The organism is Mesorhizobium sp. M0106, assembly GCF_040322715.1.
Classification (GTDB): Bacteria; Pseudomonadota; Alphaproteobacteria; order Rhizobiales; family Rhizobiaceae; genus Mesorhizobium.
The window spans coordinates 29497-55316 of the sequence record NZ_JAMYUA010000006.1 but is presented as its reverse complement, the minus strand read 5'-3'; the positions used below and the strand labels follow the sequence as shown (position 1 = coordinate 55316).

General features: G+C 63.4%; 24 protein-coding genes. 17 read left to right on the top strand and 7 right to left on the bottom strand.

The features are described 5' to 3' along the window. Positions 1 to 127: 127 nt before the first annotated feature. From NKJ55_RS08370 to NKJ55_RS08335, 8 genes are all read left to right on the top strand, one after another. Positions 128 to 1438: an ABC transporter substrate-binding protein gene (locus NKJ55_RS08370; RefSeq protein WP_352449478.1), complete on the top strand. Its 1311-nt coding sequence runs from the start codon at positions 128 to 130 to the stop codon at positions 1436 to 1438. Positions 1439 to 1552: 114 nt separating this feature from the next. Further along, positions 1553 to 2425, top strand: a complete 873-nt coding sequence (locus NKJ55_RS08365) for a carbohydrate ABC transporter permease (protein ID WP_023676993.1) — start codon at positions 1553 to 1555, stop codon at positions 2423 to 2425. 11 nt (positions 2426 to 2436) lie between these two features. Next, entirely contained in the window at positions 2437 to 3261 is an 825-nt protein-coding gene (locus NKJ55_RS08360; RefSeq protein WP_023676992.1) for a carbohydrate ABC transporter permease, read from the top strand. 51 nt (positions 3262 to 3312) lie between these two features. Continuing rightward, a complete protein-coding gene (locus NKJ55_RS08355; RefSeq protein WP_023676991.1) occupies positions 3313 to 4317 on the top strand; it encodes an ABC transporter ATP-binding protein in 1005 nt (334 codons plus the stop codon). Then, positions 4314 to 5084, top strand: a complete 771-nt coding sequence (locus NKJ55_RS08350; protein ID WP_352449477.1) for an L-iditol 2-dehydrogenase — start codon at positions 4314 to 4316, stop codon at positions 5082 to 5084. Before NKJ55_RS08355 ends, NKJ55_RS08350 begins: the two co-directional genes overlap by 4 nt. A gap of 71 nt (positions 5085 to 5155) precedes the next feature. Further along, a complete protein-coding gene (locus NKJ55_RS08345; protein ID WP_352449476.1) occupies positions 5156 to 6634 on the top strand; it encodes a mannitol dehydrogenase family protein in 1479 nt (492 codons plus the stop codon). A 15-nt stretch (positions 6635 to 6649) separates the two neighbouring features. After that, a complete protein-coding gene (locus NKJ55_RS08340; protein ID WP_352449475.1) occupies positions 6650 to 7333 on the top strand; it encodes an HAD family hydrolase in 684 nt (227 codons plus the stop codon). Beyond that, positions 7330 to 8916 (top strand): FGGY-family carbohydrate kinase, encoded by a 1587-nt coding sequence (locus tag NKJ55_RS08335; protein ID WP_352449474.1) that lies wholly within the window; start codon positions 7330 to 7332, stop codon positions 8914 to 8916. Before NKJ55_RS08340 ends, NKJ55_RS08335 begins: the two co-directional genes overlap by 4 nt. A 14-nt stretch (positions 8917 to 8930) precedes the next feature. On the opposite strand, the gene NKJ55_RS08330 is transcribed toward NKJ55_RS08335, so the two are convergent. Then, positions 8931 to 9512: a histidine phosphatase family protein gene (locus tag NKJ55_RS08330; protein WP_352449631.1), complete on the bottom strand. Its 582-nt coding sequence runs from the start codon at positions 9510 to 9512 to the stop codon at positions 8931 to 8933. A gap of 245 nt (positions 9513 to 9757) precedes the next feature. On the opposite strand from NKJ55_RS08330, the gene NKJ55_RS08325 reads away from it, so the two are divergent. Further along, positions 9758 to 11161 carry an MATE family efflux transporter gene (locus tag NKJ55_RS08325; protein WP_352449473.1) on the top strand — a complete coding sequence of 468 codons (1404 nt, stop codon included), beginning with the start codon at positions 9758 to 9760 and terminating at the stop codon, positions 11159 to 11161. A 16-nt stretch (positions 11162 to 11177) separates the two neighbouring features. Here NKJ55_RS08325 and NKJ55_RS08320 read toward each other — a convergent pair whose 3' ends face one another. The 4 genes from NKJ55_RS08320 to speB all read right to left on the bottom strand — a co-directional run bounded on the left by NKJ55_RS08320 (position 11178) and on the right by speB (position 14510). Then, positions 11178 to 11825 carry an amino acid ABC transporter permease gene (locus NKJ55_RS08320; protein WP_023722520.1) on the bottom strand — a complete coding sequence of 216 codons (648 nt, stop codon included), beginning with the start codon at positions 11823 to 11825 and terminating at the stop codon, positions 11178 to 11180. After that, complete coding sequence (locus tag NKJ55_RS08315) at positions 11822 to 12490, bottom strand: amino acid ABC transporter permease (RefSeq protein WP_352449472.1); 669 nt, start codon at positions 12488 to 12490, stop codon at positions 11822 to 11824. The genes NKJ55_RS08320 and NKJ55_RS08315 overlap by 4 nt, the downstream gene beginning before the upstream one ends. A 6-nt stretch (positions 12491 to 12496) precedes the next feature. Beyond that, positions 12497 to 13318 (bottom strand): transporter substrate-binding domain-containing protein, encoded by an 822-nt coding sequence (locus tag NKJ55_RS08310; protein WP_352449471.1) that lies wholly within the window; start codon positions 13316 to 13318, stop codon positions 12497 to 12499. Between the two features lie 130 nt (positions 13319 to 13448). Next, positions 13449 to 14510, bottom strand: coding sequence for an agmatinase (gene speB / locus NKJ55_RS08305; RefSeq protein WP_352449470.1), 1062 nt, complete (start codon positions 14508 to 14510; stop codon positions 13449 to 13451). A gap of 183 nt (positions 14511 to 14693) precedes the next feature. On the opposite strand from speB, the gene gcvA reads away from it, so the two are divergent. The 8 genes from gcvA (at position 14694) to NKJ55_RS08265 (ending at position 23746) form a co-directional block, all read left to right on the top strand. Continuing rightward, positions 14694 to 15668 carry a transcriptional regulator GcvA gene (gene gcvA / locus NKJ55_RS08300; RefSeq protein WP_023676980.1) on the top strand — a complete coding sequence of 325 codons (975 nt, stop codon included), beginning with the start codon at positions 14694 to 14696 and terminating at the stop codon, positions 15666 to 15668. A gap of 192 nt (positions 15669 to 15860) precedes the next feature. Then, the gene (pncB, locus tag NKJ55_RS08295; RefSeq protein ID WP_352449469.1) at positions 15861 to 17165 is read left to right on the top strand and encodes a nicotinate phosphoribosyltransferase; all 1305 of its coding nucleotides are present in this window, start codon (positions 15861 to 15863) and stop codon (positions 17163 to 17165) included. A 163-nt stretch (positions 17166 to 17328) separates the two neighbouring features. Then, positions 17329 to 18768, top strand: coding sequence for a hypothetical protein (locus tag NKJ55_RS08290; RefSeq protein ID WP_352449468.1), 1440 nt, complete (start codon positions 17329 to 17331; stop codon positions 18766 to 18768). Positions 18769 to 18930: 162 nt separating this feature from the next. Then, on the top strand, positions 18931 to 20235 hold the full coding sequence (locus NKJ55_RS08285) for an ABC transporter substrate-binding protein (protein WP_352449467.1): 1305 nt from the start codon (positions 18931 to 18933) through the stop codon (positions 20233 to 20235). 233 nt (positions 20236 to 20468) lie between these two features. Next, positions 20469 to 21350, top strand: a complete 882-nt coding sequence (locus NKJ55_RS08280) for a branched-chain amino acid ABC transporter permease (protein ID WP_352449466.1) — start codon at positions 20469 to 20471, stop codon at positions 21348 to 21350. After that, positions 21347 to 22309: a branched-chain amino acid ABC transporter permease gene (locus NKJ55_RS08275; RefSeq protein WP_352449465.1), complete on the top strand. Its 963-nt coding sequence runs from the start codon at positions 21347 to 21349 to the stop codon at positions 22307 to 22309. The genes NKJ55_RS08280 and NKJ55_RS08275 overlap by 4 nt, the downstream gene beginning before the upstream one ends. Then, positions 22306 to 23034, top strand: a complete 729-nt coding sequence (locus tag NKJ55_RS08270; protein WP_352449464.1) for an ABC transporter ATP-binding protein — start codon at positions 22306 to 22308, stop codon at positions 23032 to 23034. The genes NKJ55_RS08275 and NKJ55_RS08270 overlap by 4 nt, the downstream gene beginning before the upstream one ends. Further along, a complete protein-coding gene (locus NKJ55_RS08265; protein WP_352449462.1) occupies positions 23027 to 23746 on the top strand; it encodes an ABC transporter ATP-binding protein in 720 nt (239 codons plus the stop codon). The genes NKJ55_RS08270 and NKJ55_RS08265 overlap by 8 nt, the downstream gene beginning before the upstream one ends. Here the strand turns inward: NKJ55_RS08265 and NKJ55_RS08260 are convergent, their stop codons facing one another. Then, entirely contained in the window at positions 23747 to 25174 is a 1428-nt protein-coding gene (locus NKJ55_RS08260) for a sodium:proton antiporter (RefSeq protein WP_352449461.1), read from the bottom strand. A 40-nt stretch (positions 25175 to 25214) separates the two neighbouring features. After that, complete coding sequence (gene pncA, locus NKJ55_RS08255) at positions 25215 to 25814, bottom strand: bifunctional nicotinamidase/pyrazinamidase (RefSeq protein ID WP_352449460.1); 600 nt, start codon at positions 25812 to 25814, stop codon at positions 25215 to 25217. Positions 25815 to 25820 lie beyond the last annotated feature (6 nt).

The window sequence follows — 25820 nt, the reverse complement described above, 5'->3', positions numbered from 1 at the left end:
CTTGCCGCTGCACGAGACCCGGCGTGCTGCGCTGCAGCAACGAATCCGTCTTGACATAATTCATCGCAAGTGAGTAATTGCTCACAGCCAAGGCAAATGCTCATCTTGGTTTATGGGAGGAATTTTGATGAAACTTCGCACGTTCACCCTAGGCCTGTTCTCGGCCAGCGCCCTCGCTTTCGCCGCGCATGCCGAATCCATCACGATCGCCACGGTCAACAATGGCGACATGGTCCGCATGCAGAAGCTGACCGACGACTTCACCGCCAAAAATCCCGACATTCAGCTGCAGTGGGTCACGCTCGAGGAAAACGTCCTGCGCGAGCGCGTCACCACCGACATCGCCACCAAGGGTGGCCAGTACGACGTGATGACTATCGGCACCTATGAAGTGCCGATCTGGGCCAAGCAGAACTGGCTTTTGCCGCTCGACAAACTCGGCGACGATTACGACGTCAAGGACATCATCCCGGCCATAGCCGGCGGCCTGTCGGTCGACGGCAAGCTCTACGCAGCCCCGTTCTACGGCGAAAGCTCCTTCGTCATGTACCGCAAGGACCTGATGGACAAGGCCGGGCTCAAGATGCCCGATGCACCGACCTGGGACTTCATCAAGCAGGCCGCCGACAAGATGACCGACCGCGCCAACGGCGTGAACGGCGTCTGCCTGCGCGGCAAGGCCGGCTGGGGCGAGAACATGGCCTTCCTGACCGCCATGTCGAACTCGTTCGGCGCGCGCTGGTTCGACGAGAACTGGAAGCCGCAATTCGACCAGCCCGAATGGAAGAACACGCTGCAGTTCTATGTCGACCTGATGAAAGCCGACGGCCCCGAGGGCGCGTCGTCCAATGGGTTCAACGAAAACCTGGCGCTGTTCCAGCAGGGCAAATGCGGCATGTGGATCGACGCTACCGTCGCTGCCTCCTTCGTTTCCGACCCGAAGAACTCCACCGTCGCCGACAAGGTCGGCTATGCGCTGGCGCCGGACAACGGCCTCGGCAAGCGCGGCAATTGGCTGTGGGCATGGTCGCTAGCCATCCCCGCCGGCACGCAGAAGGCCGACGCCGCTCAAAAGTTCGTATCCTGGGCAACCAGCAAGCACTATGCCGAGCTCGTCGCCTCGAAGGAAGGCTGGGCCAATGTTCCGCCGGGAACGCGCTCGTCGCTCTATGCCAATCCCGAATACCAGAAGGCAGCACCTTTCGCCAAGATGACGCTGGACTCGATCAACTCCGCCGATCCGACGCACCCGACCGTCAAGCCGGTGCCTTATGTCGGCGTCCAGTTCGTCGCCATTCCTGAGTTCCAGGGTCTCGGCACCACCGTCGGCCAGCTCTTCTCGGCGGCACTTGCCGGCCAGTCGAGCGTCGACGATGCCTTGAAGCAGGCGCAGGACGCCGCCACCGCGACGATGACCGAAGGCGGTTACATCAAGTAAGCTCCTCCCGGTGCCGGTTGCCAATGGCGACCGGCAACGGCCGCCCGAATCCCAGTTCGGGCGGCCAGCTTTCACACCGCTGAAAAACTTGGCCGACCTCGAAGGGTGACCGTCATGGCTACTCAGCAGACCCGTTCGCTTGCCCGTTTCATGATGGCGCCATCCGTGGTGCTGCTGCTGGTCTGGATGATTGTGCCGCTGGCATTCACGCTGTGGTTTTCCTTCCAGCAATACAACCCGCTCAATCCAATGCGCGACGGCTTCGTCGGGTTTTCGAACTACGCGCTGTTCTATTCCAACCCGGCATTCCTGCAGTCGATCCTCAACACGCTCACCATCGTCGTCAGCGTGCTTTTGATCACGGTGATTGGCGGTATTCTGCTCGCCCTTCTGCTCGATCAGCCGATGTGGGGACAGGGCATCGTCCGCATCCTTGTCATCTCGCCGTTCTTCGTCATGCCACCGGTGGCAGCACTGGTCTGGAAGAACATGATCATGCATCCGCAGTACGGGGTTTTCGCCGATATTGCGCGCTTCTTCGGCGGGCAGCCGATCGATTGGTTCGGGCAGCACCCGCTCCTGGCGATCATCATCATCGTTGCCTGGCAATGGCTGCCGTTTGCTACGCTGATCCTGTTGACCGCGCTTCAGTCGCTCGACGTCGAGCAGAAGGAAGCCGCCGAAATGGACGGCGCCGGCTTCATCAGCCGCTTCATCTATTTGACGCTGCCTCACATGTCGCGCGCCATAACCGTCGTCATCCTGATCCAGACGATCTTCCTGCTGTCGGTCTATGCCGAGATCCTCGTCACCACCAACGGCGGCCCGGGTTACGCCTCCACCAACCTGCCCTTCCTCGTCTATCAGAAGGCATTGCTGGAGTTCAAAATCGGCCAGGCGTCCGCCGGCGGTATCATTGCCGTCATTCTCGCCAACATCGTTGCTTTCTTCGCCATGCGCGCTGTCGGCAAGAACCTGGATAAATAAGGGAGGATAAGATGGCACGTGCAGTCACCACCCAGCACAAGACGATTGCTACCGCGGCCGCCTGGATCGTCGCGCTGCTGATCTTCTTCCCGATCCTCTATACGATCATCACCTCGTTCAAGTCGGAGCAGGAGGCTATCCAGGGCTTCAACCTGTTCCCGTCGGGAACCACGGAGAGCTATTCCGAGGTCCAGGCGCAGAACGGCTATTTCAAATTCTTCCTGAACTCGGTGTTCCTGTCGGTCGGCTCGACCATCCTGGCTCTGCTCGTCGCCATACCGGCGGCATGGTCGATGGCGTTTTCGCCGGGCAAACGCACCAAGGACATCCTGATGTGGATGCTTTCCACCAAGATGATGCCGGCCGTCGCCGTGCTGTTTCCGATCTATCTGATCTTCCGCGATACCGGTCTGCTCGACAGCCGCATCGGCCTGATGGTCATGCTGATGCTGATCAACCTGCCGATCGTGGTCTGGATGCTTTACACCTATTTTCGCGAGATCCCGGGGGAGATCCTGGAAGCGGCGCGCATGGACGGCGCATCGCTCTGGAACGAGATCATCTACGTGCTGACGCCGATGGCGGTCCCCGGCATCGCCTCGACCATGCTGCTCAACATCATTCTCGCCTGGAACGAGGCGTTCTGGACGATCCGGCTGACCACCACCGAGGCCGCGCCGCTCACCGCTTTCATCAGCTCCTTCTCCAGCCCGCAGGGGCTGTTCTGGGCCAAGCTTTCGGCCGCCTCGACGCTGGCGATCGCGCCGATCCTGATCATGGGCTGGTTCAGCCAGAAGCAGCTGGTCCGAGGCCTGACATTCGGTGCGGTAAAGTAGCGGGCATCGCCTGACGCAAAACGAAAAGATAGCCCTTCGGGGGAGGAAACCATGGGAAACATCACGCTCAAGAACGTCTCCAAATCCTTCGGGGCGACGTCCATCATCCCCGGCCTCGATCTGGTCATCGAGGACGGAGAGTTCGTCGTCTTCGTCGGCCCGTCGGGCTGCGGCAAATCCACCCTGTTGCGTCTGATCGCCGGTCTCGAGGATACCAGCGGCGGCACCATCATCATCGATGGTCGCGACGTCACCGGCGAGGCGCCGGCCAAGCGCAAGCTGGCTATGGTGTTCCAGTCCTATGCGCTCTACCCGCACATGACGGTGGCCAAGAACATCGCCTTCCCGCTGAAGATGGCGGGCGAGGACCAGGCGACCATCGACAAGAAGGTGAAGGACGCCGCGCGGATCCTGAACCTCACCAACTACCTCGACCGCCGCCCCGGCCAGCTCTCCGGCGGCCAGCGGCAGCGCGTCGCCATCGGCCGCGCCATCGTGCGCCAGCCGTCGGCCTTCCTGTTCGACGAGCCTTTGTCCAATCTCGACGCGGCGCTGCGCGGCACCATGCGGCTGGAGATCAGCGAGCTGCATCACCAGCTCAAGACAACCATGGTCTACGTCACCCACGACCAGATCGAGGCGATGACCATGGCCGACAAGATCGTCGTGCTCAATGCCGGCAATATCGAGCAGGTCGGCTCGCCGATGGAGCTCTATAAGACGCCGAAGAACCTGTTCGTCGCCGGGTTCATAGGTTCGCCGAAGATGAACCTGATCGAAGGCGCGCCGGCCGCCAAATATGGCGCCAAGACAGTTGGCATCCGCCCGGAGCATATGAACATTTCGAAGACGTCAGGCGACTGGAAGGCGACGGTCGGGGTTGCCGAGCATCTCGGCTCCGACACGTTTTTGCACGTCCAGGCGGATGGTGTCGGGCAGCTGACGGTGCGTGCCGACGGCGAGTTGGCCGCCCATCACGGCGACACAATCTACCTGACGCCGGAAAAGGCCAAGCTGCATCGTTTCGGCGCCGACGGGAAGGCGATGCTGCAATGAGGCTCCGGGGTAAATCGGCGCTGATTACCGGATCGGCGCGCGGCATCGGCAGGGCGTTTGCCGAAGCCTACATGCGCGAAGGGGCGACGGTCGCGATTGGCGACATCAACCTCGAAGCCGCCGAGAAGACGGCTTCGGAAATCGGCCGCAATGCCTACGCGGTAAAGCTCGACGTCACCGATCTCGCGTCTATCGATGAGGCCGTCAAGGCGGTCGAAGCCAGGGCCGGCGGCCTCGATATCTTGATCAACAACGCTGCTTTGTTCGACTTGGCGCCGATCGTCGAGATCACCAAGACAAGCTACGACAAATTATTTTCGGTCAACGTCGCCGGCACGCTGTTTACGTTGCAGGCCGCCGCCCGTTCTATGATTGCCCGGGGCAAGGGCGGCAAGATCATCAATATGGCAAGCCAGGCCGGGCGCCGCGGCGAGGCGGTGGTTGCCGTCTACTGCGCCACCAAGGCCGCGGTCATCTCGCTCACCCAGTCGGCAGGGCTCGACCTGATCAAACACCGCATCAACGTCAATGCCATCGCCCCGGGTGTCGTCGACGGCGAGCATTGGGACCATGTCGATGCATTGTTCGCCAAGTTCGAGAACCGGCCGAGGGGCGAGAAGAAGAGGCTGGTCGGCGAAGCCGTGCCTTATGGCCGCATGGGCACGGCGCAAGACCTCACCGGCATGGCGGTGTTCCTGGCCAGCGATGAGGCCGAGTACATCGTCGCCCAGACCTATAATGTCGATGGCGGCCAGTGGATGAGTTGAGGGGGCGAAGGCGCTCTTCCCCCCGTCTCCTCCACGGGGGGAAGAGCCGTCCCGCTAAAGGGTAAAAGCAGATGACCGTGAAACTCTCTTCTTCCATCCTCGCCAAGCTGCCGCCCAAGGTCGCCGGCCCGAAATATGATCGCGCCGCGCTCAAGGCCGGGATCGTGCATTTCGGCGTCGGCAATTTCCATCGCTCGCACCAGGCCGTCTATCTCGACGATCTGTTCAATTCGGGTGTCGGCCACGACTGGGCCATTGTTGGCGCCGGCGTCTTCGAGGGCGAGAAGGTCGGCCGCGGCAAGTTGCAGGAGCAGGACTGGCTGACCACCGTGGTCGAGCAGGACAGCGGCCATATGAGCGCGCGCGTCACCGGCGTCATGATCGAATTCCTGGTGCCGGGCGATGCGGCCGCAATCGTCGAGCAGCTTGCCGATCCGGCGATCAAGATCGTCTCCCTGACCATTACCGAGGGCGGCTATTTCATCGATCCGGCATCCGGCGTCTTCAATCCGACACATCCCGACATCGTTGCCGACGCTGAGCCGGGGGCGACGCCGAAGACCGTCTTCGGCCTCGTCCTCGCCGGGCTGCTGCGCCGCCGCGCCGACGGTATCGTGCCCTTCACAATCATGTCCTGCGACAACATCCCCCATAACGGCCACGTCACCTCAGATGGCGTCATCGGCCTTGCGCGGCTGATCGACGAAGGTTTGGCAAACTGGGTGAGCGAGAACGTTGCCTTTCCCAATGGCATGGTCGACCGCATCACGCCGGCCACCACCGACCGCGAGCGCGGCATTCTCTCCAGCGAGTTCGGCCTCGACGACAATTGGCCGGTGTTTTGCGAACCGTTCAAGCAATGGGTGCTGGAGGACCGTTTCACCGACGGCCGCCCGCCGCTGGAAAAGGTCGGCGTGCAGTTCGTCAGCGACGTCGCGCCCTATGAGCTGATGAAGATCCGCATCCTCAATGGCGGCCATGCGACCATCGCCTATCCGGCCGGGCTGATGGACATCCATTTCGTCCATGAGGCGATGCAGGAGCCGCTGGTACGCGGCTTCCTCGACAAGCTCGAGCATGACGAAATCATCCCGACCGTGCCGCCGGTTCCGGACACCGACCTCGAAGATTACTACCAGCTCATCGAGCACCGCTTCTCCAATCCGAAGATCGGCGACACCATACGCCGGCTTTGCCTCGACGGCTCCAACCGCCAGCCGAAATTCATCATCCCGACCATCGCCGACCGGCTGAAGGCTGGCAAAAGTGTCACCGGCCTTGCGCTGGAATCGGCGCTCTGGTGTCGCTACTGCTTCGGCACGACGGATTCCGGTGCCGTCACCGAGCCCAACGACCCGAACTGGGGCCGGTTGCAGGCGACGGCCAAGGCGGCCAGGGACATGCCTGCCGCCTGGCTTGCCATGGAGGACATCTATGGCGATGTCGGCCGCTCGCCGCCGTTCGCTGAAGCCTTCGGCCAAGCGCTGAGACTGCTGTGGGCGGACGGCGCGCGCGCGACACTGACGCGCTATCTCGCCGGCGATCTCTGAAGCCGATCCAGCGCGATGACGCCTGAACTGGTCATTTTCGACTGTGACGGCGTGCTGGTGGACAGTGAGATGCTGTCCGTCTCGGCATTGCTGGAGATGATCGCGCTTGCCGGTGGCAACGTCAGCGAGGACATTGCCTACGAGCACTTCCTCGGCAAGAGCATGAAGAGCGTCCGCGAAATCCTCGCAAGCGACTTCGGGCTCGATCTCACCGAGCAGCATCTGACCGAGATGCGCTCCGAACTGATGCGCAGATTCCGCGAGGAGCTGAAACCGATGCCAGGTATCGCACAGGTCCTGCCGAGACTCGGCGTACCGTGCTGCGTCGCCTCCTCCGGCACCCTGGAACGCATCCGCTATGCGCTCGACGTCACCGGGTTGCTTGGGCTGCTGGAGCCGCATTTGTTCAGCGCCGCCATGGTGGCGCGGGGCAAACCGGCGCCCGATCTCTTTCTCCATGCAGCAGATAAAATGAGAGCGGCCCCGCGAAACTGCCTCGTCGTCGAGGACAGCCCGGCCGGCATCGAAGCGGCGCGGGCGGCCGGCATGCGCGTCCTTGCCTTCACCGGCGGCTCGCACACCGGCAACCCGGCATTGAAAGCGCGGCTTGCGTCGAGTGAGCCGGACTTTATATTCGCTGACATGCTGCAATTGCCCGATCTGATTGCAGGCCTGGGAGCGAGAGCAAGAACACCTTGACCAACAGTTTCGTTTGCGCGGTCGATGTCGGCACCGGAAGCGCTCGTGCCGGCATTCTCGACACCGGTGGCGCCTTGCTCGGCCGCGCCGAGCACCCGATCGCCATGCAACGGCCGAAGGCCGACCATGCCGAGCACGATTCGCAGGATATATGGTCGGCGGTGTGCATGGCCGTCCGCGCTGCCCGCGAAAAGGCGGGCGTGCGGGCCGAGGATATCGTCGGCATCTCCTTTGATGCCACGTGCTCGCTGGTGGTGCGAGACCGGCATGGCGGCCAGCTCAGCGTGTCCGTCACTGGTGAAAGGCGCTGGGACACCATTGTCTGGCTCGACCATCGCGCAATTGCCGAGGCCGACGAATGCACTGAAAGCGGCCACGCTGTGCTCGACTATATCGGCGGCGTCATGTCGCCGGAAATGGAGACGCCGAAGCTGATGTGGCTGAAGCGCAACCTGCCCGGAACATGGAACGAAGCCGGCTGTCTATTCGACCTCACCGACTTCCTCACCTGGAAGGCAAGCGGCTCGCTCTCCCGTTCACAATGCACGCTGACCGCCAAATGGACCTATCTAGCCCATGAAGCGACCGGCTGGCGGCGCGACTTCTTCGAAGCCGTCGGGCTCGGCGATATCTTTGAGCACGGCAACCTGCCGGAAAAGGCAAGCCCGGTCGGTGCCGATATCGGCCCGCTCGGCGCGCAAGCCGCGACGGAGCTTGGCCTCACCGAAAAATGCCGGGTCGGCGCCGGTGTCATCGATGCCTATGCCGGCGCGCTTGGCGTGCTCGGCGGTTTCGCCGGTGACGCGACGAACATCGGCCGCCATCTGGCCCTGATTGCCGGTACGTCGAGTTGCGTCATGGCGATGTCGCCCGATCCGCAGCCTTTCGCCGGTGTCTGGGGCCCATATTATGGCGCAGGCCTTCCCGGCCTGTGGCTGTCGGAAGGTGGCCAGTCGGCCACCGGCGCGCTGCTCGACCACATCATCCGCTGGCATGGCGCCGGCGGCGAGCCGGATGCCGCCATGCATGCCAGGATTGCCCACCGCGTCGCCGAGCTGCGCGCCGCCGAGGGCGACAACCTCGCCGCAAGGCTGCACGTACTGCCCGATTTTCACGGTAACCGCTCGCCGCTCGCCGACCCGCATGCCGTCGGCGTCATCAGCGGGCTGACGCTGGATGCCTCCTTCGACAGTCTGTGCAAGCTCTACTGGCGCACCGCCGTCAGCATCGCGCTTGGCGTCCGTCATGTGCTGGAAGCGCTGAACGAGAACGGCTATCTGATCGACACGCTGCACGTCACCGGTGGCCACACCAAGAACCCGCTGTTGATGGAGCTCTATGCCGATGCCACCGGCTGCACGGTGGTCGAGCCGCTGGCGGATGAGGCGGTGCTGCTCGGCACCGGCATGATTGCCGCCACCGCGGCCAGGCTTTTTCCCGATTTGAACGCTGCCTGCGTTGCCATGCAACAGGGCGGCAGGACGCGAGAGCCCAATCCGGCTGCCGCCGGCCGGTTCGATCGCGACTACCGCGTGTTTCTCGAAATGCACACGCAAAGGCAGGCGCTGGACGCGATCCGATAAATCGGGGTCGGTTGCTATCTCTGGTTCCAGCGCCGGATGACCGGCTCGTCAAGGTCGTGCTCATAACCGAGCACGCTTATGCTGGCGGTATCCAGCACGAAAAACGCGCCGGCTTGCGGCGGCAGGCCGAGCCAGCGTGCGGCCAGCACCCTAAGGAAATGCGAGCTTGAGAAGACCAGGACATTGCTGCCGACCTCGCGCAACTGGCTGACGATCCGGTCCGCCCTCGAGCCGACATCCGTGGCGGACTCGCCGCTCGGGCAGCCGTCGCGAAAGAGACGCCAGCCGGGGCGCTCGGCGAGGATTTGCTTGGTGGTCAATCCCTCATAGGCACCATAATCCCACTCCGCCAGATCGTCTTTCTTCACGCCTGACGAGCCGAAGCCGGCCAGCGCACAGGTGTTGAAGGCGCGCTGCGACGGGCTCGACCACACCGCCGAGACGGACAGGCCCTTGAGCCGCTCAGCGATCCGCCTTGCCGCTTCCTCGCCGGCCGGCGTCAGCGGTATGTCGGTTCGGCCGGTATGTTTTCCGGACGCACTCCATTCCGTCTCGCCATGCCGAACCAGATAGATTTCGGGAAACGCGCTCATCAGGCGGCCTTTCAAATGGATCTGCCGCGACCATAGTGGCTTCCATAGCCTCTCCAATAGCCTCTCCAATAGCCTGCATTGAACCGACTGGCTTAACCCTTCCGCAAGTCAGCCTCTTGCCACCGGTGCCCATTTGATAGACAAACCCGTCGTAATGCGGAATCCGGCCGATCTTGGCCATTTTCCGCGCTGAGACGCGGCTTCCGGCTCTTGCTGACGTGCCGCAATCGGATAGGCGGAAAACTAGAATGTCTGCGATCGAAGCCGACGCTCGCGCGCCGGAAAACCTTTGGCGTCGGGAAATCAGGGCGATGCTGGCGCTCGCCTGGCCGATGGTGCTGACCAATCTCGGCCAGACCGCGATGACCGCTACCGACGTCATGATGATGGGGCGGCTGGGGGCGGACACGCTGGCCAGCGGTGCGCTTGGTGCCAACCTCTACTTCATGCCGCTCATCTTCGGGCTCGGCCTGATGCTTGCGACCTCGCCGATGATGGCGACCGAGCTCGGCCGTCGCCGGCACTCGGTGCGCGACCTGCGCCGCACCGTGCGCCAGGGTCTGTGGCTGGCGATCCTCATTTGCATTCCGATATGGGCCCTTCTCTGGCACGGCGAGAGCGTGTTGCTGGCCATGGGTCAGGAACCGGCGCTGGCGCACCAGGCCGGCATCTATCTGCGCTGGCTCGAATGGGCGGTGCTGCCCTTTTTCGGCTACATCGTCCTGCGCTCGTTCATTTCGGCGCTGGAGCGGCCGGGCTGGGCGCTGATCATCGTCTTCGTTGCCGTCGCCTGCAACGCCTTCTTCAACTGGCTGTTCATGTTCGGCAATCTCGGCATCCAATCGATGGGCATCGCCGGCTCCGGCCTCGCCACCACTCTGTCCAGCACGTTGATGTTCGCCGGCATGGCGGCGGTGGTGATGCTTGAGAAGAAATTCCGGCGCTATCGCCTGTTCGGACGCTTCTGGCGCGCCGATTGGCCGCGCTTCAAGGGCCTGCTGCGGCTCGGCCTGCCGATCGCGGGCCTGCTGGCGTTCGAGGTGACGATCTTCAACGCGGCGGCCTTTCTCATGGGCCTGATCGATGCGGCTTCGCTTGCCGCCCATGCGATCGCCATCCAGATCGCCTCGATCACCTTCATGGTGCCGCTCGGCCTCAACCAGGCGGTGACGGTGCGCGTCGGACTTGCCCACGGCGCCGGCAATCCGGAAGGTGTCAGCCGGGCTGGCTGGACCGCCTATGTCGTCGGTGTCTCCTTCATGGCGCTGATGGGGCTAGTGATGATCCTGTGGCCGCATCTCTTGATCGGCGCCTTCATCGATCTGGGCAATCCGGCTAATGCCGAGGTGGTGGCGCTTGCCGTGTCGTTCCTCGCCTTTGCCGCGCTGTTCCAGGTTTTTGACGGTGCGCAGGCGGTCGCCAGCGGCATGCTGCGCGGCCTGCACGACACCAAGGTGCCGATGATCTATGCCGCGATCGGCTATTGGGGCGTCGGGCTGCCGCTCGGCGTGCTGCTAGCCTTTCGTTTCAGCTTCAACGGCGTCGGCATCTGGATCGGCCTGTCGTCGGGACTGGCGGTGGTTGCGGCACTCCTGCTGGTGCGCTGGCTGCGGCGTGACAGGATCGCGCCGCCGCTGGTATTCGGGCGTTGAATTGCTGGTCGCCCGCTCAGCGGGCCGCCGCCCGCTGCTCGAGCGAACGTGCGTATTGCGTCAGCGGAAAGCACATGACGAAGAAGATCAGCGCTACCAGCCCATAGACTTTGAATGGTTCGAAGGTCGCATTGTTGATCGCGTTGGATGTCCTCACCAGCTCCTCGAAACCGATGATCGACGTCAGCGCGGTCGACTTGATCAGCTGCACCAGAAAGCCGACGGTCGGTGCGCGGGTGATCGAAAACGCCTGAGGTAAGATGATCAGCCGGAGTTCCTGCAGATAGTGCAGGCCGAGGCTGGCGCCGGCGTCCCACTGGCCGCGCGGCAGTGCATCGACGCCGCCGCGCCAGATCTCGGCGAGATAGGCGCTGGCAAAGAAGGTCAGGCCAAGCACCGCCGCGGTCCACGGCTCGATGCGCAGGCCCAGCATCGGCAAGCCGAAGAACATCAGGAAGAGCTGCATCAGCAGCGGCGTGCCCTGGAAAAGCGCGATGTAGCCGGAGGCAAACCGGCGCGCCCATTTATTCTTGGCGATCCGGAAGAACAGCACGATCATGCCGACCACGGCCCCGCCGACAAAGGCGGCCAGCGACAAGAGCACCGTCCAGCGCGCCGCCAGCAGCAGGTTGCGCAGAATGTCCCAGAAGGTGAATTCGATCATGACACGCCGGCTCCGAGAAGCCGGCGCCCGCCGCCGACCAGCAGCCGGCGCAGCCCAATCGACAGGATGAGATAGACCATCGTCACGATGAAATAGGTCTCGAAAGCCCGGAACGTGCGCGCCTGCAGCATATCGGCTTCATAGGTCAGCTCGCGAACGGCGATCTGCGATACCACGGCGGATTCCAGCATCATGATGACGATCTGGCTGGTCAGCGCCGGATAGATCACCTTGAGCGCCTGCGGCAGCACGATCTTGATGAAGACCTGGCGCGGCCTGAGCCCAAGCGCCAGTGCCGCTTCCGTCTGCCCGGGCGGCACCGCGTCGAGCCCGGCGCCAACGATCTCGATCGTATAGGCGGCCATGTTGAGCGTCATCGCCAGCATGGCTGCCAGCACCGGATCGAGCCTGACGCCGATGCTGGGCAGCCCGAAGAAGATGAAGAATAGCTGCACCAGGAACGGCGTGTTGCGGATCACCTCGACATAGACGCCGATCGCCCGCTTGAGCAGGAGCGGACCGTTCCGCCGCCCTGCGGCGCCGAGGATGCTGAGCAACGTTCCCGCCAGCGTGGTCACGGCGATCAACAGGATCGTCGTGGCCGCGCCGCGCGCGATCGCCCCTGTCGCCCCGGCAAGCCAGCCGAAGTCGAGGCTATAGCTCACCGGCCATCAATCCTTGAGATTGGCGGGATCGAGCGGCGTCTTCAGCCAGGCTTTCGAGCTTTCGTCCAGCTTGCCGTCGGCCAGCATCTTGGCAACCGCGTCATTGACCGCCTGCTTCAGGCGGTCTTCCTTCTTGTTGAGGCCGATATGCGAGGGCGAGGTGAGAAGCTGGAATTTCTGCTCCGGCTTCAGTTCCTCCTGGCGGGCAAGCACCTGGGCGCCGACATCGTTGCCGACCACCATCAGCTGGGTCTGGCCCGAAATGAAGGCCTGGATGACGGAATTATAGTTGTCGAAGCGACGGATGTCGGCCGAGGCCGGTGCCGCCTCGGTCAGCGAGGTATCCTCCAGCGTGCCGCGATTGACGGCGATCGACTTGTCGGCGAGGTCTTCCTTGCCTTTGACCGCAAGAGCTGCCGGGCCGATGACGGCGATGTAATAGGGCGCGTAGGCGGCGGCGAAATCGATCACCTGCTCACGCTCCTTGGAATAGCCGACGCTCATCAGCAGGTCGACGCGCTTGTCGGTAAGGTACGGGATGCGGTTCTGGCCGGTCACGCTGACCAGATTGAGCTTGACCTTGAGCTGGTCGGCGATGAACTGCGCCACGTCGATGTCGTAGCCCTTGATGCTCATGTCGGCGCTGGCCGAGGAGAAGGGCGGGAAGTCGGAAAAGATACCGACATTGATCGCGCCTGCCTTGGTGATGTCGTCGATCGCGTCGGCATTGGCGGCCTGGGTGAAACCGAAACTGGCCGCGCCGAACATCAGCATGGCGGCGAAGGTTGATTTTAGCTTGATGTGAAGTGTCTTCATGTGAAGCGTCATTGTCATTCCCCTGCTGGAAGCTTGTTTGTTTGAGTCCGGCCGCCGGCTCCAGCGCGGCGGCCGCCTTCTCTACTGGACCATGATCTTCTCCGAAAACCGGTTCCCACTTTCCGGATCATGGTCGAGCGTGTCAGCCCGCCTTGCCGGTGATTGCCGGGCTGAAGACCATCAGGCTGAGGATCTCGAACAGCACCTGCGCGCCGGCGTGCGCCGTGTTGGTGGTCGCGTCGTACTGCGGTGCCACCTCGACGACGTCGCCGCCGACGATGTTGAGTCCCTTCAGGCCGCGCAGCAGCTCGAGCACTTCGCGCGTCGTCAGCCCGCCGACTTCCGGTGTGCCGGTGCCCGGCGCGAAGGCCGGATCGATGCTGTCAATGTCGAAGGAGACATAGGTCGGGCCGTCGCCGACTATCCTGCGCGCCTTCTCGATAATGGCGGGAATGCCGAGGCCGGTCACCTCTTCGGCATGCACGACGGTCATGCCGGACTCATAGGTGAACTCCCACAGATATTCGGCCGAGCCACGAATGCCGATCTGGATGGTGCGGCTCGGGTCGAGCACGCCGTCCAGCACCGCGTTGCGGAACGGCCCGCCATGGTGGAACTTGGTCATGTCGAACAGGCCGCTGGTATCGCAATGAGCGTCGATATGGATCATGCCCACCGGCGCCTTCTTGCCGACCGCCTTCAGGATCGGGTGGCTGATCGAATGGTCGCCGCCGACAGACAAGGGCAGGACGCCGGCGTCGACGATCTGGTTGGTGCGGCGTTCGATGTCGTCATGGCTGGTCTCCAGCCGGTAGCGGCTCTGGAACGGCACGTCGCCGATGTCGGCGACCTTCAGCTCATGCGTCGGTGCGCATTCCAGCACATGATTGTAGGGGCCGATGCGCTCGATGGCGCGCAACGCCCTTGGCCCGAAACGGGCGCCCGGCCGGTTGGTGACGCCCAGATCCATCGGCACACCGATCATCGCCACCTGCAGATCGCCGAAATCCGGATTGTCGGCGGCGATTTCACGATAGGGCGCCGCGAGGAAGGTCGGGATGCCGGAATAGGGCGCCAGTCGCGTGCCGGTCTTGGAGAAGATCTTGTCGGCGACACGCTGGAATTTCGGGTCGAACATTTCGCCGCCATGGCTCTCGCCGTATTTGCGGCGCAACGCTTCGAGCTTGCCGCGGTCGTAACCCATGTCGGTCCTCCATGGCTGGTGCGGCGCGCGGGCGGCGGCCTCGATAGCCGCAGCCGCCGGCTGCCTGCAGATTTCACGTCTTGATGCAATGCCTGGGCAAAGTGTCCCGTAGCTGCATTGAAAAATCAATTGATATTGTTAGCGTGTTATCTGTGAGAAAATCTCACAGAGCCTAGGGTCCAAATGGCCAAGCGTTTGCCACCGCTCAACCCGCTGCGCGCCTTCGAGGCGACGGCGCGCCACGCCTCGCTGAGCAAGGCGGCGGCTGAGCTCAACGTCACCCACGGCGCCATCAGCCATCAGATCAAGGCGCTCGAGCAATCGTTGGGTGTCAAGCTGTTCGAGCGTGCCGGTCAGCGGGTGAAGCTGACGCCGCACGGCGCCGAGTTGCTGCCGGCGGTGTCGACCGCCTTCGACGGCATTGCCGCCGCCACGCAGCGCATGACGAGACCGGCCAGCACCGGCGTTCTCTCTGTATCCTGCGTGCCGGCGCTACTGTTGCTGTGGATGATCCCGCGGCTGGGCAGCTTCACCTCGCAATATCCGGATATCAGGCTGACGCTGATCCCATCCAATGATGCCAAGGACGTCCGCGCACCGCACATCGATGTCTGCGTGCACTATGGTGACGGCAGCTGGACCGACTGCTGGATGCGCAAATGGTCGGGCCTCGAACTGTTCCCGGTGGTCAGCCCGACGCTGATCAACAACCGCCCGATCCGCACCGTCCGCGACCTCGCCGATCACGTCTTCCTGCATGGCGACGACGGCCGCGAATGGCATACCTGGCTGGCCGCCGCCGACGCGCTGGACCTCGAGCGCGGCCGTCGCCATCATCTCGGCGATGCGCGGATGGCGACCGAGGCCGCGGTTCACGGCCATGGCGTGGCGCTCGGCGATACGGTGACGGCAAGCGGACTGCTCGCCAGGGGCCTGCTTGTCGCCCCGTTCAGTCTTTCCGTGCCGGCCGTCGACGATTTCTACGTCGTCTGCCGCAACGAGATGCGGTCGGCGCCGATCGTGCAATTGTTCATCGACTGGCTGTTTGCCGAGAAAGAACAGGCCGACCGCCGCGCTGACGCACCGGTGGCAGGCCGCATCGGCATTCGCCGCAAGCGTCCGGCGCTCAAGGTGGTCGGCGCCAAGACCGCATCCTGAGGCGGAAACTGCCGTAGGCGCCGCTTGCAGCAGGGGCTTCTTTTTGTCGGGCCAGCCCGCAAAGCGGGAGGCGCGTTCAAAAATTCGATGCTAAGAGGCATTTGGAGCAATTCCAGGAAAAGTGCGCAGCGGTTTTCCGTCCGGAATTGCGCTAGACAAAAGCTAGAGCGAGCAACGAAGGCGCATTAAGCGATGGCAAAGACCGATATAGCGCGGCGCGTCTACAATCACACCTGGAAGCTCGACCCGATCGTCCGCAGCTTGCTCGACACCGATTTCTACAAGCTTCTGATGCTGCAGATGATCTGGGGCATGTATCCCAAGGTCGACGCCACCTTCTCGCTGATCAACCGCACCACGTCGGTCCGCCTTGCCGAGGAGATCGATGAGACGGAGCTGCGCGAGCAGCTCGACCATGCCCGCACCTTGCGCTTCTCTAAGAAAGAGATGATCTGGCTCGGCGGCAACACCTTCTATGGCCGCAAGCAGATATTCGAACCGGAATTCCTCGCCTGGCTGGAAAATTTCCGGCTGCCCGAATACGAGCTTTCCAAGCGCGACGGCCAATACGAACTCGCCTTCAGCGGTCCGTGGATGTACACGACGCTGTGGGAGATCCCGGCGCTGGCAATTATCAATGAACTTCGATCTCGCGCGGCCATGCGGGCGTTCGGGCCGTTCGCGCTCGACGTGCTCTATGCCCGCGCCAAGGCCAAGATGTGGGCCAAGACCGAGCGGCTGAAGGCGCTGCCCGGCATCCGCATCTCGGATTTCGGCACCCGCCGCCGTCATTCTTTCCTGTGGCAGCGCTGGTGCGTCGAAGCGTTGAAGGAGGGCATCGGCGAGGCCTTCACTGGCACCTCCAACGTGCTGCTCGCCATGGACAATGATCTCGAGGCGCTCGGCACCAATGCGCATGAACTGCCGATGGTGTTCGCCGCGCTCACCAATTCGGAAAAGGAATTGAAACAGTCGCCCTACAACGTGCTGCAGGACTGGCAGCGCTACTACGGCGGCAACCTGCTGATCGTACTGCCGGACACCTTCGGCACCGCGGCGTTCCTGCGCGATGCCCCGGACTGGGTCGCCGACTGGACCGGCTTCCGCCCCGACAGCGCGCCGCCGATCGAAGGCGGCGAGAAAATCATTTCCTGGTGGCGCGAAAAGGGCAAGGACCCCAAGCAGAAGCTGCTCATCTTCTCGGATGGGCTGGAGGTCGAGACCATCGAGGAAACCTACCGCCACTTCCGCGGCAAGGTGCGCATGTCCTTCGGCTGGGGCACCAACCTGACCAACGATTTCGAGGGCTGCGCGCCGACCGAGACCAACCGGCTAGACGCCATCTCGCTGGTCTGCAAGGTCACCGAAGCCAACGGCAGGCCGGCGGTCAAGCTTTCCGACAATCCGGCCAAGTCGACAGGCGACGAGAAAGAGATCTCGCGCTATTTGCGCATCTTCGGCCAGAAGGACCGCGTGGAGCAGTTGGTGAAGGTGTGAAGTAGGGGAACTCTTGCGTAGTATGAGTTCCTTCGCGCCCCCCTCTGTCCTGCCGGACATCTCCCCCGCGAGGGGGGAGATTGCGCCCTCATTGCTGCTTTCGCCAATTGCTGAAGTTGCAGAAGGAGAGCCGACCGCGGAACCGCCGATCTCCCCGCTTGAGATGTCCGGCAGGACAGAGGGGGGCGCTGTAGAGCGCTGCATTTCGGCAATCAGGCCCTTTCCCGGCCTCGTCGCTTCCTTGGCATTCCCATCCACGCCCGCCTTCGCCCACGCCTCCGACCGCGGCCACGTGCTGCTGCTTCCCACCGGCTACTACGTCGTCGGTGGCGCGCTCGCGGTTGCCGCCAGCTTCCTTGTCCTGGCTCTACTGCCGCCGGACTCCCTCGACCGCTGCTGGCGCAAACGCCTGCCGCTTTTCGCCTTCGCTGACGGCGCGCGGACTGCCGTCAGCCTGGTATCCTTTGCCGGCTTTGCAATCCTCATTGCCGCCGGCCTGTTCGGCAGCCGCGATCCGCTCTCCAATCCGCTGCCGTTGACCGTATGGACATTGCTCTGGGTTGGGCTGGCCCTGCTGCAAGGGCTCGGCGGCGATCTCTGGTCATGGCTCAATCCCTGGTACGGGCCGTGCCGCGTCGTCTCGCGCCTGTCCGGTAGAACGCAGCCGTATCTGCTCCCCCAACGGCTCGGCTATTGGCCGGCTTTCCTGCTGTTCTTCGCCTTCGCCTGGTTCGAGCTGATCGACCCTGCGCCCGACGATCCGGCGCGGCTGGCCTGGGCCGCCGGCCTCTACTGGCTGCTGAGCTTCGCCGCCATGCAGGTCTTCGGCTACCGCGACTGGACCCTGCGCGGTGAGTTCCTGACCGTGTTCTTTTCCATGGTGGCGCGCTTCGCCATCGTCGAACGTAGTGCAGACGGCCGGCTAAAACTCTGCTGGCCGGGCGCCAAGCTGCTCGCTGCCGCGCCGCTACCGCTCAGCGGCGTCGCTTTCCTGCTGCTTGCGCTGTCGTCGGTGTCCTTCGACGGCCTGTCGAAAACCTTCTTCTGGCTAGGCTGGTTCGGCATCAATCCGCTGGAATTTCCGGGACGCACCGCTTTGATCGGCATCGGCAGCTTCGGCCTTGTGCTGGCCTTTGCCGTGCTTGCGGCCGTGTTCGCGCTCGCCGTCTTTCTTGGCCAGAACCTTGCCGGCAGCAAGCATTCGCTCGGTCACGCCGCCGGGCTTTTGGTCTGGTCGATCGTACCGATCGCGCTCGCCTACCACTTCGCGCATTATCTGACGGCGCTGCTGGTCGACGGCCAATATGCGATTGCCGCTCTCTCCGACCCGTTTGCGCTGGGCTGGAACCTGTTCGGTACCGCCGACATGTCAATTGAAGCCGGCGTCGTCGCCGGTGCCGGTTCGGCGTGGTGGCTGTGGAACCTCCAGGCTGGCGTCATCATAGCCGGCCACATGCTTGCGGTGCTTGTCGCCCATGGCTTGGCCTGGAGGCTGCACGCCCTTCCGGCTCGCGCCGCGCTCAGCCAGTTCCCGCTCACCGTGCTGATGATCGCCTACACCGTCCTCGGCCTATGGCTGCTTGCGACGCCGAGCGCCGGATGAACGAGGTGTGCGATGCCCGTCAATCGAACCTTGGGGAAAGCTCGCTTGCCACGTCAGAGCTTTGGTGATTTAGTTTGTACACATGCAATTTTCGCCCCTCTTAACAAGAGTGGCCTGCCTGCTACAGCCATTGGTCAAAGCTCAAAAACAAGGGGAACTGCCGTGACTGACAAGAATGGGTTTTTCGATCTCTCCAGATACGCTCTCACCCGCCGCACGGCGCTGAAGGGCCTTGCCGTCGGCGCCGGTCTTGCCGTCGCGCCGGGTTTCGTGCGTTACAGCCAGGCGCAGAGCTCGGCGCCGATCAAGATCGGCTTCCAGTCGCACCGCACCGGCATCGGCGCCGCCTACGGCCGCTGGTACGAGAGGACCACTGCCGCCGCGGTCAAGGCGATCAACGAAGCCGGCGGCATCAACGGCCGGCCGGTCGAGGTGATCATCGAGGATGACGGCACCGATCCCGGCCGGGGCGCCGAAGTCGTCGGCAAGTTCGCCTCCCAGCACAAGACCGATATCGTCTACGGCACGCTGTTTTCGCATGTCGTCATCGGCTCGGCGCCGGCCGCCGGCGAGGCCAAGATGCCCTATTTCGTTGTCAGCGAAGGCCACCACGTCGCCTCGACCAAGTTGAACCGCTACGTCTTCCAGCCCGGCATCACCGATGTGAAGAGCCAGATTCAGTCGATGGCGCCGTGGATTGCCGCCAATGCCGGCAAGAAGGTGACGCAGATCTTCCCCGATTTCGCCTTCGGCTACGACCATCGCGACTACCTTCCGCCGGCCCTGAAGGCGCAAGGCGCCGAGGTTATCGCCCAGATCGCCATCCCCCCGACGGAATCCTCCTTCACCAAATATTTCCCGCAGATCCCCGCAGAGACCGAGGTGATCTACCACGTCATGGTCGGCCCGGCGGTGCTCACCTTCGTCAAGGAGCTCGGCGAGTTCTATGGCTCCAATCGGCCACAATTGTTCGGCTTCATCGATTCGCTCGAAGCTACCGACATCAACAGCCCCGGCCTCGAATTCCTCGACGGCAGCCATTTCTGGGAAGGTTCGCCGCGCTACGCGCAGCCCGATGATTCCCCCGCACAGAAGGCCTACCGCGCCGCCGTCGGCATCGACGACAACGGTGCTGCTGTCGGCGACCCCAAGGACGTCTCCACCGCCGCGCATATGTTCGGCTGCTGGGAAACGCTCTACGTCGTCAAGAAGGCGATGGAGGATGCCGGCTACAAGGGGCCGGAAGACCGCGCCAAGCTGGTCGAGGCGACCGAGGCGTTGACCGAGTTCGCCGAGGGGCCGGAGCATCCGCAGGGACCGAAAACGTTCAACGGCAAGATCCACCAGTGCTTTGGTATCCAGAACATCTCCAAGGTCGAAGGCGGCCGGCTGAATGTCGTCCACAAGACCAAGATCGAGGACGGCCTCTACGAGCCTGAGGGGGATTACACGACGCAGACGCTGTGAGCTTGGTTTCATTAAGCACAGTGCGCTTCGGCCCACCCCCCTCTGTCCTGCCGGACATCTCCCCCTCAAGGGAGGAGATTGGCAGTGCCTGCGAAGGCGGCCGCTTTCCGACCTCGACGATTGGCGAAAGCGGTGATGACAGCCAATCTCTCGCCTCGAGGGGGAGATGCCAAGTTTTGGCAAAGAGGGCAGGCCAGAGGGGGGTGCCTCGCGCATCCGCCGGTGCTTAGCCGATGCACTTCGGACCTCACCTGCTCCTCGCCGCTCTCGAAGGTCTCGTCACCTCCGCCGTGCTGGCGCTGACGGCGCTTGGCCTGTCGCTGGTGTTCGGCGTCATGCGCGTCGTCAATGTCGCGCATGGCGAGTTCTTCATGCTTGGCGCGGTGCTTGCCTGGGCGATCTCAACGGCGGTATCCGGCCATCCGGCGCTCGGCTTCCTGGCCGCCCTGGTGCTGGCGCCGCTGATCGTCGGCCTGATCGCGCTGCTCGCCGAACGGCTGGTGCTGCGCCGGCTCAACTACAATCCGGAAGCCACCATCGTCGCCACCATCGGCATGCTCTACATCATCCAGCAACTGGCGCTGACCTTCTACGGCCCGGAGGCGCGGCCGGTGGAGCCGCCGTTCAGCTACCGCATCCTCCTGCCGTGGTTCGGTTATTCCGGGTACAAGCTGTCGATCATCGCCGCGTCGGCGCTGCTGCTGGTCGCGACCTGGCTGGTGCTGACGCGCACGAAAATCGGCCTCGTCATGCGCGCCACGCAATATGACAGCGAGACGGCGCAGGCCTTCGGCATCCCGGTGACCAGAGTCTATGCCGGTGTTTTCGCGCTCGGCGCCATGCTGGCTGCTGTCGCCGCGGTGCTGATCGTGCCGATCAGCCAGGCTCACTATCTGATGGGGCAGGACCCGCTGTTGCTGTCGTTCATCGTCGTCATCATCGGCGGCCTCGGCTCGCTGCGCGGCACGGTCGTCGCCGCGGTGCTGATCGGCCTTTCCGACGGCATCATCTCGGTGTTCTTCTCACCGACGCTGGCCAAGATCATCGCCACCTTGCTCGTCGCCATGGTGCTGGTGTTCCGGCCGCAAGGCCTGTTCGGGACGACATCGCGATGAAGGATGCTTCGCCGGCAAAGCCATATGCGCTGCACCTCGGCGTCATCGCCCTGCTTTTCGGGCTTAGCTTCGTCCTGCCGGAATACCATCACGGCCTGCTCGCCCGCATCATGGTGCTGGCGGTCTTCGCCATGGGCTACAATCTGCTGTTCGGCTATGTCGGGCTGCTCAGCCTCGGCCATGCCATGTTCTTTTCAGCCGGGCTCTATGGCGCCGGCCTTGCCGTCATCCATCTCGGCTGGAGCGTGCCGGCCGCCTTCGCAGCCGGGCTTGCCTGCGGCGCGCTTCTCGCGCTGGTGATCGGGCTGCTGGCGCTGCGCACCTCCGGCGTCGCCTTCATGATCGTCACCATGATGTTCGCGCAGGTATTCTATCTGGTCATCCTCTATTTCGCTGCCTGGACCGGTGGCGACCAGGGCATGGTCGTGCCGCAGCCGATGCGTGTCCTTGTCCTGGGCAGCACGTCGCTCGACCTCACCAACCCGACCGTGCGCTATATGAGCGCGCTGGCACTGTTCTCGATCGTGCTGCTCATAAGCCTGGCGATAGTCCGCTCCGGCTACGGTCGCGTGCTGGTCGCCATCCGCGAGAACGAGGAGCGGACCAAGATGCTCGGCTATGACACGTTCTCCAGCAAGCTCGCCGCCGTCGTCATCTCAGGCAGCATCTGCGCGGCTTCCGGCGCCGCCTATGCGCTGCTGTTCGGCTATGTCGGCTCGAGCTTCGCTTCGGTGCAATATTCCATCCTGCCGCTGCTCTGGGTGCTGCTAGGCGGCGCCGCCACCACGCTCGGTCCGCTGATCGGCACGCTGTTCATGTATTATGTCATCGACGTCGCCAGCGGCTACACCTCGGCCTATCTGCTGATCGTCGGCATAGCGCTCATCCTGCTGGTGCTGTTCTTCCCGAGAGGCATTCTCGGCAGCATCCGCCAGCGCTGGCTCGGGTGGTTGCCATGATGCCGCTGCTCACCACCAAAGGCCTGTCGCGCAGTTTCGGCGGCTTGCGTGCCGTCGACGGCGTCGACTTCGCGCTGATACCGGGCGAGATTCGCGCCATCATCGGCCCCAACGGCGCCGGCAAGACCACCTTCGTCAGCCTGGTCAGCGGCCGCATCCAGCCCTCGTCGGGCACGATCATCTTTGACGGCGCCGATATCACCAGCCTGCCTGCCTACGCCAGGGTTCGCCTCGGCATCGCCTATACGTTCCAGATCACCAGCGTCTTTGCCAATCTCAGCGCCTACGACAATGTTGCCCTGCCGGTGCAGCGCACGCTGACCGACGGCCGCTCGAAGGGTGCTGTGCACACCGGCGTCATGGCCGCGCTCGAGCGTACCGGCCTTGCCGACCGCGCCGACATGCCGGCCGGGCAGCTGTCCTACGGTCACCAACGGTTGCTGGAAGTGGCTATGGGGCTGGCACTGAAGCCGCGGCTGCTGATCCTCGACGAACCGACGCAAGGGCTTGCCGACAGCGAGATCGATAATTTCATCGAGCTGGTGCGCGAGATCGCCGATAGCGCCACCGTGCTTTTGATCGAGCACAACATGCCGGTGGTCATGCGGCTCGCCGACCGCATCACCGTCTTCAACACCGGCAGGATCTTGGCTGAAGGCACGCCCGAGCAGATCCGCGCCAATGCCGCGGTGCAGGACGCCTATCTGGGGACGACCCATGGCTGAGGCCCAGTCCAAGGCACTGACGATCTCCGGGGTCGACTGCTTCTATGGCGAGGTCCAGGTGCTCTATGGCCTCGATCTTGTCTTGAACGAGGGCGAAGTGCTCTGCCTGTTCGGCCGCAACGGCGCCGGCAAGACGACGACGCTGAAGGCAATCATGGGCCTGGTGCCGGTAAGCTCAGGCTCGATCCGGCTCGAAGGGCGGGAATTGAGCGGCTTGCCGGCGCACGAGGTGCCCAAGGCCGGCGTCGCCTACGTGCCGCAGGGCCGGCGGCTGTTCGCCGAGATGACGGTGGCGGAAAACATCGAGATCGGCCTGATGGCCCGCAACAAGGGCAAGGCGACGCGCGAGAACGTGCTCGATCTCTTCCCGCTGTTGCGCCAGCGCCTCAGGCAGCGTTCCGGCACGCTGTCCGGCGGCGAGCAGCAGATGCTGGCCATGGCCCGCGCCCTGTGTCTGGAACCGCAGGTGCTCCTGCTCGACGAGCCGACCGAAGGGCTGATGCCGTCGATGATCGCCAAGATCCGCGAAACGGTGTCGAAGCTGCGCGCGCTTGGCGTGTCGACAATTCTTGTCGAGCAGCGCGTCGATGCCGTGCTGTCGGTAGCAGACCGCGTTTGTTTCATCGAAAACGGCCGCGACCGCGAGACGGTCGGCGTCGAGGAACTGCGTTCCGATCCCTCCACGGTCCGTCGCTATGTCGGCGTCGGATGATCAGGCAAAGAACAGCAAGCCGGCAAGCAGGAATGTCGGGATCAGCACCGCGCCCGACCACGCCATATAGCCAAAGAAGCTCGGCATCTTGATGCCGCGATGCCTGGCAATGGCATAGACCATGAAATTCGGCGCATTGCCGACATAGGTGTTGGCGCCCATGAACACCGCGCCGGCCGAGATCGCCGCCAGCGTCGAGGCGAACTCGGTCATCAGATGCTGCGCATCGCCGCCAGCCAGCTCGAAGAACACCAGATAGGTCGGCGCATTGTCGAGGAAGGACGACAGCGCTCCGGTCAGCCAGAAATAGGCAAGGTTGTCCGGCGCGCCGGTCGGCGAGCTGACCAGCAGCACCAACGGCGCCAGCGCGCCGTCGAGGCCGGCCCGCAATATGGCGACGACCGGCACGATGCAGATGAAGATGCTGGCGAACAGCTTCGCCACCTCGGCAATCGGCCCCCAGCTGAAGGCGTTTGCGCCGCGAAACTCCTTCGGCGAGACGACAAGCGAGGTGAAGGCCAGTATCAGGATGGCGGCGTCGCGCACCAGATTCTGCAGCTCGAGGCTGACGCCCTGAAAAGAGAAACTCACTCCCGGCTTCCAGGCAGCGGAAATCAGGATCGCGGCGATTACGCCGGCCAGCAGCGGGATGTTGGCCAGGCCGCGAATGCGCACCTTGCTGTCGGGCGTCGGATCCTTGATCTTCGGCGCGCCTTCCTCCCGGCGATGCATGATGATGTCGATCGCCAGGAAAACAGCCAGCACCACGCCGGCGACGAACAGCGTCTCGGGCAGCAGGTGAACTGTCGTCCAGAAGAAATCGACGCCGCGCAGAAAGCCGACGAACAGCGGCGGATCGCCCAGGGGCGTTAGCGACCCGCCGATGTTGGACACCAGGAAGATGAAAAAGATGACGACATGGGCGTTGAAGCGCCGGTTGTCGTTGGCGCGGATGAGCGGCCGGATCAGGATCATCGAGGCGCCGGTTGTGCCAATGATCGAGGCAAGCAGCGCCCCTCCCAGCAACAGCCCGGCATTGACCAGCGGCGTGCCGTGTATGTTGCCGGCAACGAAGATACCGCCCGAAATGGTGAACAGCGCAAACAGCAGGATGATGAACGACATGTATTCGGTGAGCAGCGCATGCAGCACCGCCTGCGTGGCGGACGGGATGCCGAAGGCGATGGCCAGCGGCCCGATCACCAACGCTGCCCAGAAGGCAGCGATCTTGCCGTAATGGTGCTCCCAAGCATGATGGAACAGCAGCGGGCCGGTCGCGATGCAAAGCAATAGCCCGGCAAACGGCAGCACCCACCAAAGCGACATGGCGGCGCCCGGCAATTCGTGCGCTTCGGCCGCGAGAACCGCTCCCGGAGAAAAGATTGCTGCAATAAGTGCAGCACTTGCCGTCAACGCCGCAAACCGCATGAAGCCCCTCAAAAGTCTGTCAGGTTCGGCTGGATGACGTTCAAATCAGTGTCACGCCGGCATGGCGCATCCGGCCCAGCATCCTCTCCACGGAGCCGTTGAGATCGATGCCGCGGCAGGCGTCGAGCCGCACGGACGTCTCAAAACCGAGCTTGACCGCGTCGAGCGCCGAAAAGGCGACGCAGAAATCCGTCGCCAGGCCGACCAGGGTCAGCGTCTCGATGTTCCGATCCCGGAGATAGCCGGCAAGGCCGGTCGGCGTCGTCCGGTCGTTCTCGAAGAATGCGGAATAGCTGTCGATCGCAGGACGGAACCCCTTGCGGATCACCAGCTCGGCCTTGCTCCAGGCGAGGCCCGAATGGAAATCCGATCCCAGGCTGCCCTGGATGCAGTGATCCGGCCACAGCGTCTGGTGGCCATAAGGCACGTCGATCGTTTCGAACGGGTGCTTGCCGGGGTGGCTGGAGGCAAAGCTCGAATGGCCGGCAGGGTGCCAGTCCTGCGTCAGCAGGACGTGCTCGGTCCGCCGGATTAGGTCATTGACCAACGGCACGATTTCGTCGCCACCGGCCACTTCAAGGGCGCCACCCGGGCAGAAATCGTTCTGCAGGTCGATAACGACAAGCGCTTCGTCGGCCATGGAGCC